Here is a 14,148-nt window from a genome sequence, read left to right as displayed (position 1 = left end):
TTAAGCTTTATTGATGACGTACGTTCCCTTCACATTTACTGCAGAAACATACAAGTCCACTTCCAATCCAATTTTATTGAAAACTTCTTGGCAAATTTCACTTGCCCGCTCAGCCACTTCCCTGCTTGGAGAAAGGATAAATGTAGTGGGGCCTGAGCCAGAGATACCAGCTCCCAAAGCACCGACACTTTTGACAGATTTCTTGATTTCATCAAAACCTGGGATCAAAACAGAACGGGAAGGCTCTGCGATTACATCCTGAAGAGACCTGCTGATCAAGCCCATATCCTCCTGAAACAAACCCGCAACCAACCCAGCAATATTTCCTGATTGGATAATGGCATCTTTCAATGGCACCTGCTGGCGCAAAACACTTCTGGAATCTGCAGTATTTAACTCCAAGTGAGGATGGACCAATGTACAATACAATCCTGGCGGAACATGAAGTTTGGTCACGTCCAAGGGCTTATAGCTCCTAATCAACACAAATCCTCCCAAAAGCGAAGGCGCAACGTTATCCGCATGCTCCGCTCCACAGGCCACTCCCTCAGCTTTCATTGCAAATGGAAGCAAGGCTTTTTTCTCTAATGGGTTACCCAAAAGTTGGTTGGCCGCTTCCAAGGCTGCCACTGAGCTGGCTGCACTTGACCCCATGCCACTTCCTAAGGGCAGGCCTTTAAAAAGCTCTATTTCCAAGCCTCCCTTATAACCTATCTCCTCCATGAAAGCCTTTACGGCTACACTGCAGGTATTTTTATCTGTTTCATAAGGCAGTCTTCCTCCATCACCTTCTATCTTCACCACCCTTACGCCCGGCTCATCAGCTAAAGACACTGCTACCTTGTCCCCTAATTCTTCCACCGCAAAGCCAAGAATATCAAAACCGCATGAGACATTGGCTACCGTTGCTGGAGCAAATGCTGTTACCTTTTTCATCTTGAATAATTTCCTAGCCTGATAATATCTGCAAATACACCGGCAGCTGTCACATCGGCACCTGCTCCAGGCCCCCTGACAATCATCGGGAAGTCATTGTATCGCTCAGTAGTGAACAATATCATGTTGTCACTCCCTTTTAGAGTATAAAAAGGGTGCTCACTGTTCAAGGAATTTAATCCCACCTTGGCCTTGCCATTTTCAAGAGTAGCCATAAACCTTAATTTCTCCCCTTTGGCATTGGCTTCATCCAACAGCTGCTTAAAATGCGCATCATGCTTTTTAAGCTTTTCGAAAAACTCATCCACAGTTGCGGCATCCACACAGTCTTCAGGCACCATGCTCTGTATTGCCACATCTTCAAAATGCAGGTCCTGACCAGCCTCACGTCCCAAAATCAAAATCTTTCTGGCTACGTCCATACCGCTAAGGTCATCCCTTGGATCCGGCTCCGTATATCCTTTTTCTTTGGCTTGGGCTACTACTTCACTAAACGGCATTCCTTTCTCTAATTCACTGAAGATATAATTCATCGAACCACTCAGTACTGCCTCGATGCGATGGACATGGTCACCACTGAGCATCAAGTCCTGCAAAGTATTGATCACAGGAAGACCTGCCGCCACATTGGTTTCGTAAAAGAACCTTACCCCTCTTTGACCAGCCAGTTTCTTTAGTGCTTTATAGGTGTCTAAAGAACCTGAGTTTGCCTTCTTATTCGGTGTCACTATCCCCACTTTGGCATCCAATATCTGGCTATAAACATCCGCCACATCTTGACTTGCTGTGCAATCCACCAAGACTGAGTTGGAAAAATTCATGTCTGACATGGTACCGATAAAAGCTTCCATGTCCATAGGCATGTCATTTTCATCTGGTGCCCCAACGGTCGCCAAATCAAAGCCATCTTCATGGAACTTCATATACCTTGAGTTGGCCATACCATGGATCTGGATGTCCAGCATATTTTCTTCCTGGAGCTTCTTCTGTTGGATCGCAATCATCTTTATGAGTGCTTTGCCTATTAAGCCAACCCCTACCAAAAACACGTGGAGCACTTTAAAGTCAGACAAGAAGAAAGCCTCATGAAGCGCATTAAGTGCCTTTTGTAAGTCTGCTTGTGAAATCACTGCAGAAATATTCAACTCGGAACTGCCTTGTGCTATGGCCGCTACGTTTACATTGTTTCTACCAAGTGCCTGAAACATCCTTCCACTTGCACCTGGGTTGTGTTGCATGTTTTCTCCCACTACTGCGATCACTGCCATATCTGGCATCACCTGCACCTCATCCATTTCCCCACTTTGAATTTCATACCTGAATTCTTCTTCTATCATCGACTTGGCTTTGGCTGCGTCCTTAGATGGGATAGCCACACAGATACTATGCTCAGAGGAAGCCTGACTGATCAACACAATATTGATTCCATAGTTGGCCAAGGTTCCGAAAAAACGTTGACTTACGCCGATCACTTCTACAAGTCCCGGCCCTTGAACATTAAGGATAGAAATATTTCCCATGGAGGAAATACCCTTGATGATCTTGCCTTCACCAGATTCACGACTAATCAGCGTTCCTACTTCATCTGGCTTAAATGTATTTTTGATATAGATAGGAATATCTTCTTTCATGGCAGGCTGCATCGTAGCAGGGAATACCACTTTCGCTCCAAAGTGAGAAAGCTCCATCGCTTCATTATAGCTCAGCTGGGGTATGGTGAAAGCTGTATACACCAACCTTGGATCTGCTGTCATCACCCCTGACACATCCGTCCAGATTTCCACTTGCTCAGCTTTTAGAGCGGCTGCAAAAATTGAAGCGGTGTAATCAGAACCACTTCTGCCAACAGTTGTTGTTTCGCCTTTATCGGTAGCTCCTATAAAGCCTGTAATTACTTTTAAGCCCTTGTGCGATTTGAAATAATCTTGTATTAGAGCATTGGTCTTGGCAAAGTCCACTTTGGCGTGCCCAAAGCGGTCATTGGTTTTGACCACATCACGGGCATCTAAGTAAATTGCGTCTTTTCCCCTTGCTTGAAGGCCAGCCGCAAGGATAAAGTTGGACAAGCGCTCTCCAAAACTCAACACATAATCCATGGTCCTATCGGAGCATTCCTTGATCAAATAAATCCCATGAAACAAGTCCCCCAGCTCATTGAACCTTACTTTGACGAAAGTCAGGGCTGTGGATTGTTGTTGTACTGGCACCAAGCTCCTGACGATGTCCAAATGCTTTTTCTCTAATTCCTGGAGAATGGTATGGTAACTCTCTTCACTTTGCTGAGCGATGGTGGCACATTGAAGTAATTGTTCGGTGACGCCTCCAAAAGCAGAAAACACTAATGCAAACTCCTCTCTATCAGCTCTCTTCTCTACTATGGAAAACACCTTCTCGATATTCTCGATATTAGCAATGGAGGATCCTCCGAATTTTATAATTTTCATAAAAATGAATCGATTTTTAATGGCATGTAAATGGATTTTGATGTCCCAAAACAGGACCGGTACTTTGCGGCAATATAATAGATAGACACGGGATTACCCCGTAATGGTAGTCATAAAAAAGGTTCGTGTAATGATGCTAAAAAAAATGGCACAGCCAACCTTCTGCGCATTTGCAGCGATGGTGAGATCGGAATATTTTTCGACTGAGCTAATCATCATTTCATTATTGACAGGACAATCTTAGTGACAAATTTCTAATATCCCAAATATTTATTAACAAATCATCAGAACTACCTTTCGTTTTTTACCACATCTACAACAAGCATGATTATAAAAAACAATATTTTATTTTTTAATAAACAGAAACAACACAACATTAACCTGTTAGGATTTCTCTAATTGCTTCATCCCCTTCAGATATTCTATTTACGTTTCTTTCTATTAACTTTTCAAAACGAAAAGAAGTATCAGGATTTTTTTATATTTTAACTATCTCAATAAAACTTAAAACAAAATCACTTTTCTATGAAACAGTTAAAACTTTCTGCCTTGCTATTTGCCCTTTTTTTAGGGTTGGGTTCCTGTAGTTCCGTATCTAGCCTCAATCCATTAAAAATGCTTACTGGCAACAATTGGGTTTTATCCTCTTTAATGGGTGGCGGAATGGATATGTTTAATGGAGCACTTCCTTCTTTAAGCTTTATGGATGATGGCAAGTTATCCGGATTCGGTGGATGTAATTCTTTTAGTGGAGATTTCGAATTGAGTGGCACCAACCTAAATCTGGACCCCGGTGCGATGACCAAAAAAGCATGTCCTGGAGGTGGTGAGGACAAATTCATGAGTGCGTTAAAAAACGTCTCCAATTTCAAAGTAGGCAAAGACAAACTCACCTTACTTGATGGAGCATCAGAACTTATGACCCTAATCCCTCAAAGTAAATAACAGTTCGTTTACTTATTGCACAGCCTTAATATGATAAGTTACTCCATTTAGGCTGATCACCTTACCTGCAGTTTTTCCCATCATTAACCGGGCAAGTGGAGCTTGTGACGAAATCACAAAAACTTCTTGCCCACTTATATTGACCTTACCGAATCCAACAGAAATATACAATGGTATGCGGTCAGTAAGCACTAAACTTCCCCTTTGAATTAGCTCGGCGGATTCATCCGGACGCAAACTGGAAAGCACTTCCAACTGGCTGTTGTACTCCAAACTCATTTTCTCTGCTTTGTCCATTTCCTGCCTGATCATCTCCCTGCCCGTCTCATATTTGTCACCAGCACTACTTTTGGTATCTTCTGCAGAAGAATCCTTTAACTGACGGATGCTGTCTGAAACGAGTTTCAACTTTTCACTGATTTGATTGACGAGTTCTTGATGCAATTCTATCTTCGAAAAAGGGACATGGTTCATGCTGGCAAATTAAATGGTAATGAAGCTTCAAATATAAAGGAAATCCCTTGATTCGAATTTCTGTTTACCCAGATCTTGATTTTCTAGGAAGGTATTTTTTTCGTTTCTTTGGGCATGAGTATAAAATCAGGCTTTATCATAGCCATCGCCGTATTCCTCCTTTTCATCCTTTTCATCCTTTTCAAAGGTTCCATAAAAAGTGACCAAGGACAAGTCATCTTTGCTTTTTCCTTTGTATTTCTTGAGGTGGCAATTATCACTGCTGTTGCATTAAAAAAACGAAGAAAAGGTTAGCAGCCTTCTTTTCTCCGAGTGTCTATGATATAAACTATCTTCCAACCTTTCTCAAACTTTACCAACTGGAAAGAATTCACCCCGCAATGACTGAGTTCACCATTGATGTAAAACTCATAAGGTGTCCAAACGGCAGCCATAGGGCCATCTATATTTATTTTATAATCCAACAACCTTTCTTCCAGCTCCATCTCAGCAGGAACTTTTCCAATCCCGCTCACAAAATCTTCCACAGATTGGCTTCTCGTGGACACTTCTTCGGGACTTTTCCTAATGGTTTCCAGTCTGGCTCCCTCAGAAAAGGCGGCTCTGATCATTGCTGTATCTTTACCTTCAAGCCCTTTGAACATGGCATCTATAACTGATTTCACTTCCAGCTCATCAGCATCAAAAGATTGGGCATGCCCAAAATAAGAAAACCCTGCCATCAACAGCAGGGTCAATATATTTTTCTTCCAATGGTTAACCATCTCTATTAGTTTTTCTTTCTAGCGATATCTCCTCCGGTGTTGGTCTTAACATCAACCATCCCTGGATCACCAATATACCAAACTTTGCCAGCAGTACCCGCAGTGCCCTTAATAGAAGACTTCACCGTAACGACAGATTCAGCGGCTGTATTGGTTCTTACTTCAGCATTTTCTGTAACCAGCCCCTCTGCGCTAATATTTGCCTTAGTATAAGCTTCCAAGTCAAGATCAGTAGTAGACCCTTCCACAAATAACTTCCCGTTGGTATTGGCTTCCAGCTTAAGCTTTGAAACATTCACTTTAGCCTCCAGGTAACTACTGGTTTGAGCAAACAAAGTCAGGTTCTTGCTTTTGATCACATCTTTGACAAAGACTTTGGCACTGGTACTGGCTTCAATTTTATCCAATTCTCCTGCATAAGTAATTTTCACCTTCACTGAGTTACTTCCGAAACTCCCCTTACCTATTTTCACCTTCAGCTGCCTGTCTTCTACTTCTGTTTCGATATTTGATTCATCGATACCAGAAGCAAAAATTTCTACCTTATAAGCCTCTCCTTTTATCAATTCCGCCTCAATGGAATTAGCAACTTCCACTGCATTGAAAATCCCTAAATCCCTAGAGGCTTCACTTGTCTGAGCCTGGGTTTTTACGCCGATTGCCACCAAGGCAAACACTAAAATAAGTTTAATTTGATTTTTCATTATACTCGATTGTTTATACTCCACCATATAGTTTGAAAGTCATGTTTTTCAAAGCTGGGCTTGAAACCGCATAGTGCATTGCTTCTGCAATCTCCAACGGGCTTACCCACTTTGAAAAATCTTGATCAGCCATGGCTTCCCGGTTTGGTGGTGTATCTATTATGCTGGGCACAAAAACGTGCGAACGCACTCCTGTACCTTTCATTTCTTCCGAAACCAAATCTGCCAAACTGATCACCATTCCCTTACTCAAAGTGTATGCCACAAGTGATTTTCCATCTGCTGGCTGTAAGGCAGGCCTGGCACCTACAAACAAAAACGTTCCTTTTTGGGATTTTTTAAAGACGGGCAAAAAGGCCTTGGTCATATTAAAGGCACTGAAGAAATTCAGCTGAATCATTTTTTCGATATCAGCCTGAGAAGTATTTTCCAAGTCTCCCATTCCAAACCCACCTACCAAGCAGGCAATGGCCTCGAGTTCCCCTCCATATTGAATCGCATATTCTTTGGCAAACTCAGCTACTTGTGCCTCGTCTGTTACGTCCAACTCATAGACATCATTGGCTTCCTCCATTTCTTCACGCTTTCCTGGAGCCACAGTTGCGATCACCTTAAATCCTTCCCTAGTAAACTTTTCCACAACTGCCGTCCCTAAATTTCCTGCTGCGCCCGTAATGATGATATTTCTATTCATATTGTTTTATGGTTATATTTTTTTATCTAGTATTGATGAAAAAAGTACAATCTTAAAATTAAGATTTTATTTTCGAATCCAACATGACAACGGAAAAAACAGAAATCAGAGAGAGAGAAAAGAGAAAAAGACTGCTTTTCTTTTTTAAAGTCTTATCCTTTATCCTTCTTAAGGTATTTGAAAACAAAATTGAGCTACACCTCAAGGATTACCTCCCCAACATCAGTGACATTTTAAAAGCAGCTACATTTCTGTTAAGCAGTCATATCCTGATCTCTTTGGGAAGAATCATTACCGTTAGGTTTTACCTTAGAAGAAAAGGCCAAGACCCATTCAGAAGTAATTTTGTCCTTGGGATCAACCACATTGCCAGCATCCTTAATGTAGCCGTGTTGGTCATTTCCCTGATGTTTTTATTTGGCATCAAACCTATTGACTTTTTCACTAGCATCACTATTGTTGCCGCAGCCATCGCCTTGCTTTCCAAAGACTATATCACCAATATGATCAACGGGCTGATCATTATGTTCTCTGACCAGCTTTCTTTAGGTGACATGGTAAAAATAGGAGACCAGCAGGGCCGCATCAAAGATGTCACCTTACTCAACATGGTTTTGGTCAATGAGGATGCAGATTTGATCATGATTCCCAATAGCCTGATTTTGACCTCTCAGGTCATCAACCATTCCAAACAAAACAATAAGAAGCTCACTTTTGAATTTGAAATGAAAATCAGTCAATCCCTGGAAGTCAATGATATTGAGAAAAAGCTCAGAATGGCGGCCTCTTCCTTCAATCAACATATTCAGAAAGATAGCTTCACCCTTAAGACCATGGAAATCCAAAGGGAAGCCATCAAATTCAAATGCCAATTTCTTTTGACTACCACCAATAAGACAAACGAAAAGGAAATCAAAAGACTGATCAATCAAACTATCATTGAAATCGCCCGTGAAAACTGATAAAGAAAACTTTTTTGACCTGGTCTACCAAGTAGTAAGGCTTATTCCAAGGGGACGAGCCACCTCCTATGGAGCCATTGCCAACTACTTGGGAGCTAAAAGTGGCGCCAGAACCGTAGGGTATGCCATGAATGCTGCCCACACCATGGATGATGTACCCGCTCATAGGGTGGTCAATAGATCCGGAATGCTTACCGGAAAACACCATTTTTCCCCACCTGAAAAAATGCAGGAAGAACTGGAAAAAGAAGGGATAAAAGTGGAAAACGATAAAATCATGGATTTTAACAAGGTATTTTGGGATCCTAATCTAGAATTAGGACTCGACCTTTAACTTTCTGTTGAAATTTAGGGAGTATGTCACCAATATTTCATCCTTTATTAACGTTTTTTACGTATATATATTTTAGTAAAAAAAACCTAAAGCGATAAATAAAAGGAATCAATAACCTGTTTTTGGTGTAAAGTAATTATTCTGAAAAAAGTGTACGCTTTTTGCAATATGATTTTCAGAATTAGAAACCTTGATTAAAATGGAAAGAGAATTAAAACAGCACATTGCCGAGAATTTAAGAAAATACCGTGTGCTTCGCGGCTTCACCCAAGAGTATATTGCAGATTACCTCGGCAAGAAAGATTACACCGCCTATTCAAGATATGAACAAGGCAGATCCAATCTCAAAATGGACGATGCGATCAAGCTTTCCAAACTTTACGATGTGGAAGTTCAGGAATTGATTAATGGCTCACCAAGAATCAGCCCAAATGGTGTTCACGGTGACTCCAGCAGCAGCAACAGTTTTTCTGTTCTCATCAAATTGGATGGATCAATGGAAACTTTGGAAAACCAACTTAAAAGATTAAGAAAGTTGAATACCCTAATTGAAAGAGGAGAAGTTTAATATTTCTCCTTTTATTTTTTTTCACTCCATATGAAAAGCCCCAGAAACATCAGGGCGCCATTTAAAATTAAAATCTCAAAGCCAAAACGGTAGCCCCAAAGCCATTCTTCCGAATTGCTACTGATGATAAATGCTATGATAGGAGCTGCCAGTGCGATAAAAGGAACCACTTTGTCCTTTACTTTTCTTTTGGTAAACAAGCCAAAGCTGTACAATCCCAATAATGGCCCATAAGTATAGCCTGCGATGATAAAAACAGCATTGATGACACTTTGGTCATTGATCCACCTAAAGGCTAGGATCACCAAAAACATAATCCCTGTAAAGACCAAATGGACCCGTTTGCGAATTCCCGAGCGCCTTTCTTGTGGGTACCTTTTTTCGATCTCTAGAAAATCATAGCAAAAAGAAGTGGTCAGTGCGGTCAAAGTAGAATCAGCGCTGGAATAGGCAGCCGCAATGATTCCCAACACAAAGACCGTTCCTGCAAACATACTGAAATGCTCCGTGGCGAGCATGGGATAAAGATCATCTGTCCTTGCCGGCAAGGTAATCTGATTGACCTCGCAATATTGGTAAAGCAACACACCAAGTACCAAGAAACACAAGTTAACCACCACCAGGATAATCGTAAACCAAAACATATTTTTCTGCGCATCCCCAATATTCCGACAGGTAAGGTTTTTCTGCATCATGTCCTGATCCAGGCCTGTCATGACAATGGTGATAAAAGCACCAGAAGCAAATTGTTTAAAGAAGTTGGTACCAGCCTGCCAGTCCCAATTGAATATCTTAGATCGACTATCTGTAAAAGCACGTCCCAATAATTCTCCAGCACCATCTATTCCCAAGTCCTGGCCCACCAAATAGATACTTGTCCCTACGGCCATAAGCATAAACAAAGTTTGCAAAGTATCTGTCCAGACGACCGTCTTGATCCCTCCCCTATGTGTGTAGAGCCATATCAATGAAACCGTGATCAATACAGAGCCCCAAAAAGGGATTCCCCAATCGTCAAACAAAATCAGCTGTAGCACTCCTGCCACTAGAAAAACCCTTATGGATGAACCCAATGTCCGGGACAGGATAAAGAAAAAGGCTCCTGTTTTATAGGACCAAAAGCCAAACCTATCTTCCAAATAAGCGTAAATAGAAACCAAGTTCATTCTATAATAGAGCGGCAAAAGCACCTTGGCAATCGTAAGGTAGCCAAGTGTATAACCCATCACCACTTGAAAATAATAGAAATTACTACTCCCCACTTCCCCGGGCACCGATATAAAGGTCACCCCTGACAAAGAGGCTCCAATCATCCCAAAGGCCACCAAAAACCATGGAGATTGTCTGTCACCAGTAAAAAAAGTATCCTGTGACACTTTTCTGGAGGTTAACCAAGAAATAATGAACAATAAGAAGAAATAGGAAGTTATTACGAGGAGTATTAAATTTGAATCCATAGAGTGCTGATAATAAAGGCTGCTAATTTGTTTATAATTATTAACTTTGCAAAATGAGCATGCAACCATTAGAACATACTGTAGAAGAAGAAATCGAAATCTTACTGGAAGATTTGGTGGACACTGAAGAGCATGACTTGGTGGTGTTTAATGATGACATCAATACCTTTGAGCATGTCACTAAAGTCCTGATCAAGGTCTGCAAGCACAGCCAAGAACAAGCAGAACAGTGCACCCTCATCATCCATTACAAAGGCAAGTGTGCTGTCAAAAAAGGTAGTAAAAAGCAACTGAAGCCAATGTGCCAATCCATTCTGGATGCTGGTATTCAGGCAGCCATCGTTTAATCCCCTTTTCCGGTGAACTTCCCTTCCAAACTTATTGAAGATGCGGTCAATGAAATCAGCAGATTGCCCGGCATAGGCAAAAAAACTGCCTTAAGACTGGCATTACACCTGCTCAAGCAACCCGAAGTCGTCTCTGAAAACCTTACTGAATCCATTACCAAGCTTCGAAAAGACACCAAATACTGTAAGGTCTGTCATAATATTTCAGATCAAGAAGTATGTAGTGTATGCCAAGGAGTAAGGAGGGATAAAGGATTGATCTGTATAGTGGAAGATATTCCTGATGTATTGGCCATAGAAAATACCTCCCAATATAACGGCTTGTACCATGTGCTAGGCGGGGTGATCTCCCCCATCCAAGGCATAGGTCCCGAGGAACTGAAAATCGACTCCCTGATGCAGCGCATTGAACAACCCCATTCGGGCGAACCAGTGAATGAAGTCATCTTGGCGCTTCCTTCGACCATGGAAGGAGATACCACTTCTTTTTATATTACCAGAAAGTTGAAAGAAAAAGGCATCAAGGTCAGCACCATTGCCCGGGGCATCCCAATCGGAGGCGAACTGGAGTATACTGATGAGGTTACTTTGGGCAGAAGTATCCTGACCCGGGTAAATTATTCAATAGAATAAAAAAATCCTTGTTTCAAAAAGATCCCCATCCTATATTTGTGCCCTCATTAAGGGGGATTATCCCGATAGCTATCGGGATGGCTAGAGTGTCTTAACCAAACTGGGAAAAGTCCTCAATCCGAAAAGTGAAAACTAATGGGGGATTAGCTCAGTTGGCTAGAGCGCTACACTGGCAGTGTAGAGGTCATCGGTTCGAATCCGATATTCTCCACCAAAAAGGCAAGCTGATTAGCTTGCCTTTTTCATTTATTACTCAATTAATTCTTATTATTCCCTACCCATCAAATCTTCCCGGCTCTATAAGGGCCACTGATAATTCAGCAGCCAGCATCAAAAATAAGGACACCCCCATACTTCCTAGGGTCAAATGAAAAAACTCATTGATGGAAGCATTGTCTGTTATGCGTAAAATATAAGGGGAGATAAAAATCAAAAAAGCAATCACCTATTAAACATCCCGCACCAATATTTAACCGTCTGCGGCTCTCAGAGCTTACTACTCTTCTATTACGGGGTATATTAGATCTCTAAAGCATGACAATTTTGGTTATGAGGTTAGTTTTCATGTTATACAAACAAGAAAACCTTAGCAAAGCACTCTCTTTTCCACTTGTTTTGCTTAAAAAAACCTAAGCAGAATGCAGGAAAATCCCTCATCGGCGTTTGATGCCCTACTAATGTTTCTCCCTCAAAGCTGAGCAAACCTTGGTGATTTGAGGGTAAAAAACTTAGAGGTATTCACTAAAAATGCCTAACAACATCAGTACTGCTTTTTTCCATACTGATAAATTGAGGATTAGAAACCTTGACCACCTTGCATTCCTTCGTGAAGTCATACAAATTAGAGCTTGACCTTTGAACATAATAATTTTCCCCTATTTCTATAATATCCACCCTAACCACTAAATCAGTAGGATACTCAAAACCTGCTTCATTCCTGATCGTTTCTTTCCATTCTAAAGTATAGGCACATTCTGACAACCAAACCACTTCAAAACTCATTTTTAATCCAATTTCTTCGACGGTTTCAATTTGCTCATTTCCCTTTCTTTCGATGAACGTGACCAATTTTGATCCATCATCTTGCACATCTATTATTTTAAATTCCCCTTCCTTCATGCTTTCGCAACCCAAATCTTCGGGACTATTCATCAAAGAAAAAATCAATACCCATACGTAAAAAACCATATTCCTTAAATTAATGTGTGCAAACTCAAACGCTACTTAGTGCTTTAAAATCATGCAGTCTTTTTCATTTTAGGATGAGTGAAAAACACCAAACCAAACCATGTTGCAAAAATCACATATACAAGGGTCAAACCCCAAATAAAAATAGGTAAACTAGGGTCATTGATCCCCTTCAAAAGTCCCAGTGCGGCAATTGTAAAATGTGTAAAATTCCCCATGCATAAAGGCTTAGCGTATATACCTCCTATCAGCGTAGATTTGGCCATCCAGTTCATGATGGCGAAGCCAAAATACAATGCCCCCACCAGTTGAATCAACAATTCGATTAATACAGATGGTGGCTCACCTAATAAGGATAATATTTCTTGCGGTAAAAATACTGCAGTAACTCCTAAGACTCCCATAAAGGTTGAACTCACTACCATTAATACTTTTGTACTCATTTTAAATTAATTTATTTTCAATTTTTGTTTGTACAACCTATTGAAAGGTCAGTAACTATCAAAATCAATCCTATAACCTCTTGAACAATTAATGAATATCCCTATTCGATAAAACCACTTTTTCTCCTCTTTTTGCAGATTCCTTGGCGGCTTCGAGAATCTCCATGACCCTCATATTATTTTCCAAAGTATAAGGACTGAATGGAGGAGGGACCAATTCTCCTTTGATCACTCGTTTAAAATATTCAAATGGATTGCTTACCAAGCCCAAATCTTCTTGGTTGATCTGTTCGACCACTTCCCCATTACCTTTAGTGCGATACCTCAATTCTTTATCATCCTTGGTGATGACATAACCTTTCATGCCATAAACTTCCATATCCTTCCTTCCAAAAGGCCAGTTCCAAGAGGCTTGGATAATACCTTGGGCATCCTGATAGTCCACGATGATGGTCGCCTCATCATCCACTTTTGGATATGTTTCTGGCTTGTATGTTTTGGTGACTGCAGTGACTGCTATTGGACTTTCACCATGCATCAAATAGGTCATGATATTAGCTCCATAACAGCCAAAGTCTACCAAAGCTCCTCCACCATTTTTCATCGGATCCGTCAGCCATTCCAAAAACTCCGGTCCAACACCAATTTCCTTTGGCCCCTCATGGCCATGATGGAAAACCATTTTTCTGATGTCCCCATATTCTGTCTGGGGTTGATTATAAAAACGGAAAGTTTGTTCTGTCGTGGGATACCAAGAAGTTTCATAGTCAACCAGTAGGTGAATCTGATGTTTAATAGCCAAAGCTTTCATTTTTTCCGCATCCGCAAGTGTCGTGGCCAAGGGCTTTTCCACCATCACATGAATCCCCAATGGCGCCGCCAACTCCACAGCCTGCAAATGATGATAAATGGGGCCAAATACTAAAATGCCATCAGGCTTCTTTTTTAATAGCATTTCTTCCAGCTCGGTAAAAAGCAGGTCGCCTTTCAAATTATAACGTTGCTGAAATTTATCCAATAAGGCTTCATGGGGATCAAAAACGCCCACCAACTCCATATCTTCCTGCTGTCCCCACTCAAAAAACCAAGGACTGTGGCCATGGGAAAGTCCCACCATCGCAAACTTGATCTTCTCTTGGGAAAGAGATGGGTTTACTAGCATCACATTTGCAAAAAGTAAAACAATAAAACACTTAATAAATACGGTTATCTTCATAGGTTAATTAGGTTTTAGTTGCCCCAATATAACAGAATT

At 41.1% G+C, this 14,148-nt stretch carries 16 protein-coding genes and 1 tRNA gene; 7 read left to right on the top strand and 10 right to left on the bottom strand.

Going from position 1 to position 14,148, the window contains the following annotated elements:
* Entirely contained in the window at positions 1-936 is a 936-nt protein-coding gene (locus JL001_RS09615) for a homoserine kinase (RefSeq protein WP_200975881.1), read from the bottom strand.
* Positions 933-3,380: a bifunctional aspartate kinase/homoserine dehydrogenase I gene (gene thrA, locus JL001_RS09610; RefSeq protein ID WP_200975880.1), complete on the bottom strand. Its 2,448-nt coding sequence runs from the start codon at positions 3,378-3,380 to the stop codon at positions 933-935. Before thrA ends, JL001_RS09615 begins: the two co-directional genes overlap by 4 nt.
* A gap of 525 nt (positions 3,381-3,905) precedes the next feature.
* Between thrA and JL001_RS09605 the strand changes: the two genes are divergently transcribed.
* A complete protein-coding gene (locus JL001_RS09605) occupies positions 3,906-4,325 on the top strand; it encodes an META domain-containing protein (protein WP_200975879.1) in 420 nt (139 codons plus the stop codon).
* A 12-nt stretch (positions 4,326-4,337) separates the two neighbouring features.
* On the opposite strand, the gene JL001_RS09600 is transcribed toward JL001_RS09605, so the two are convergent.
* From JL001_RS09600 to JL001_RS09585, 4 genes are all read right to left on the bottom strand, one after another.
* Entirely contained in the window at positions 4,338-4,799 is a 462-nt protein-coding gene (locus JL001_RS09600) for a hypothetical protein (protein ID WP_200975878.1), read from the bottom strand.
* Positions 4,800-5,089: 290 nt separating this feature from the next.
* A complete protein-coding gene (locus tag JL001_RS09595; protein WP_236252764.1) occupies positions 5,090-5,563 on the bottom strand; it encodes a nuclear transport factor 2 family protein in 474 nt (157 codons plus the stop codon).
* 5 nt (positions 5,564-5,568) lie between these two features.
* Complete coding sequence (locus JL001_RS09590) at positions 5,569-6,267, bottom strand: head GIN domain-containing protein (protein ID WP_200975877.1); 699 nt, start codon at positions 6,265-6,267, stop codon at positions 5,569-5,571.
* A gap of 13 nt (positions 6,268-6,280) precedes the next feature.
* Positions 6,281-6,961 carry an SDR family NAD(P)-dependent oxidoreductase gene (locus JL001_RS09585; protein WP_200975876.1) on the bottom strand — a complete coding sequence of 227 codons (681 nt, stop codon included), beginning with the start codon at positions 6,959-6,961 and terminating at the stop codon, positions 6,281-6,283.
* 83 nt (positions 6,962-7,044) lie between these two features.
* Here JL001_RS09585 and JL001_RS09580 point away from each other — a divergent pair, with 83 nt between their 5' ends.
* The 3 genes from JL001_RS09580 to JL001_RS09570 all read left to right on the top strand — a co-directional run bounded on the left by JL001_RS09580 (position 7,045) and on the right by JL001_RS09570 (position 8,825).
* Positions 7,045-7,923 (top strand): mechanosensitive ion channel family protein, encoded by an 879-nt coding sequence (locus JL001_RS09580; RefSeq protein ID WP_200975875.1) that lies wholly within the window; start codon positions 7,045-7,047, stop codon positions 7,921-7,923.
* On the top strand, positions 7,913-8,257 hold the full coding sequence (locus JL001_RS09575) for an MGMT family protein (protein WP_200975874.1): 345 nt from the start codon (positions 7,913-7,915) through the stop codon (positions 8,255-8,257). The genes JL001_RS09580 and JL001_RS09575 overlap by 11 nt, the downstream gene beginning before the upstream one ends.
* Before the next feature lie 199 nt (positions 8,258-8,456).
* Positions 8,457-8,825, top strand: coding sequence for a helix-turn-helix domain-containing protein (locus tag JL001_RS09570; protein ID WP_200975873.1), 369 nt, complete (start codon positions 8,457-8,459; stop codon positions 8,823-8,825).
* Between the two features lie 11 nt (positions 8,826-8,836).
* Here the strand turns inward: JL001_RS09570 and JL001_RS09565 are convergent, their stop codons facing one another.
* A complete protein-coding gene (locus JL001_RS09565) occupies positions 8,837-10,282 on the bottom strand; it encodes a sodium:solute symporter (RefSeq protein ID WP_200975872.1) in 1,446 nt (481 codons plus the stop codon).
* Positions 10,283-10,335: 53 nt separating this feature from the next.
* Here JL001_RS09565 and JL001_RS09560 point away from each other — a divergent pair, with 53 nt between their 5' ends.
* From JL001_RS09560 to JL001_RS09550, 3 genes are all read left to right on the top strand, one after another.
* A complete protein-coding gene (locus JL001_RS09560; RefSeq protein WP_192008626.1) occupies positions 10,336-10,629 on the top strand; it encodes an ATP-dependent Clp protease adaptor ClpS in 294 nt (97 codons plus the stop codon).
* Between the two features lie 12 nt (positions 10,630-10,641).
* Entirely contained in the window at positions 10,642-11,262 is a 621-nt protein-coding gene (gene recR, locus JL001_RS09555) for a recombination mediator RecR (RefSeq protein ID WP_200975871.1), read from the top strand.
* A 137-nt stretch (positions 11,263-11,399) separates the two neighbouring features.
* Positions 11,400-11,476, top strand: a tRNA-Ala gene (locus tag JL001_RS09550).
* A 527-nt stretch (positions 11,477-12,003) separates the two neighbouring features.
* On the opposite strand, the gene JL001_RS09545 is transcribed toward JL001_RS09550, so the two are convergent.
* The 3 genes from JL001_RS09545 to JL001_RS09535 form a co-directional block, all read right to left on the bottom strand.
* Positions 12,004-12,450, bottom strand: coding sequence for a hypothetical protein (locus JL001_RS09545; RefSeq protein WP_236252763.1), 447 nt, complete (start codon positions 12,448-12,450; stop codon positions 12,004-12,006).
* Between the two features lie 50 nt (positions 12,451-12,500).
* Positions 12,501-12,893, bottom strand: a complete 393-nt coding sequence (locus JL001_RS09540; RefSeq protein WP_200975869.1) for a hypothetical protein — start codon at positions 12,891-12,893, stop codon at positions 12,501-12,503.
* Between the two features lie 88 nt (positions 12,894-12,981).
* The gene (locus JL001_RS09535) at positions 12,982-14,109 is read right to left on the bottom strand and encodes a Gfo/Idh/MocA family protein (protein WP_236252762.1); all 1,128 of its coding nucleotides are present in this window, start codon (positions 14,107-14,109) and stop codon (positions 12,982-12,984) included.
* Positions 14,110-14,148: the final 39 nt, after the last annotated feature.

The sequence above is a fragment of the Echinicola sp. 20G genome (assembly GCF_015533855.1).
GTDB lineage: Bacteria > Bacteroidota > Bacteroidia > Cytophagales > Cyclobacteriaceae > Echinicola.
This window is presented reverse-complemented; position numbering and strand designations above follow the sequence as displayed.

Excerpts from the sequence above, each read along its gene's own strand:
- thrA (WP_200975880.1), bottom strand. The coding sequence starts at position 3,380 with ATGAAAATTATAAAATTCGGAGGATCCTCCATTGCTAATATCGAGAAT.
- JL001_RS09535 (WP_236252762.1), bottom strand. The coding sequence starts at position 14,109 with ATGAAGATAACCGTATTTATTAAGTGTTTTATTGTTTTACTTTTTGCA.
- JL001_RS09540 (WP_200975869.1), bottom strand. The coding sequence starts at position 12,893 with ATGAGTACAAAAGTATTAATGGTAGTGAGTTCAACCTTTATGGGAGTC.
- JL001_RS09605 (WP_200975879.1), top strand. The coding sequence starts at position 3,906 with ATGAAACAGTTAAAACTTTCTGCCTTGCTATTTGCCCTTTTTTTAGGG.
- JL001_RS09595 (WP_236252764.1), bottom strand. The coding sequence starts at position 5,563 with ATGGTTAACCATTGGAAGAAAAATATATTGACCCTGCTGTTGATGGCA.
- JL001_RS09570 (WP_200975873.1), top strand. The coding sequence starts at position 8,457 with ATGGAAAGAGAATTAAAACAGCACATTGCCGAGAATTTAAGAAAATAC.
- JL001_RS09600 (WP_200975878.1), bottom strand. The coding sequence starts at position 4,799 with ATGAACCATGTCCCTTTTTCGAAGATAGAATTGCATCAAGAACTCGTC.
- JL001_RS09585 (WP_200975876.1), bottom strand. The coding sequence starts at position 6,961 with ATGAATAGAAATATCATCATTACGGGCGCAGCAGGAAATTTAGGGACG.
- JL001_RS09590 (WP_200975877.1), bottom strand. The coding sequence starts at position 6,267 with ATGAAAAATCAAATTAAACTTATTTTAGTGTTTGCCTTGGTGGCAATC.
- JL001_RS09560 (WP_192008626.1), top strand. The coding sequence starts at position 10,336 with ATGAGCATGCAACCATTAGAACATACTGTAGAAGAAGAAATCGAAATC.
- JL001_RS09615 (WP_200975881.1), bottom strand. The coding sequence starts at position 936 with ATGAAAAAGGTAACAGCATTTGCTCCAGCAACGGTAGCCAATGTCTCA.
- JL001_RS09580 (WP_200975875.1), top strand. The coding sequence starts at position 7,045 with ATGACAACGGAAAAAACAGAAATCAGAGAGAGAGAAAAGAGAAAAAGA.
- JL001_RS09545 (WP_236252763.1), bottom strand. The coding sequence starts at position 12,450 with ATGGTTTTTTACGTATGGGTATTGATTTTTTCTTTGATGAATAGTCCC.
- JL001_RS09565 (WP_200975872.1), bottom strand. The coding sequence starts at position 10,282 with ATGGATTCAAATTTAATACTCCTCGTAATAACTTCCTATTTCTTCTTA.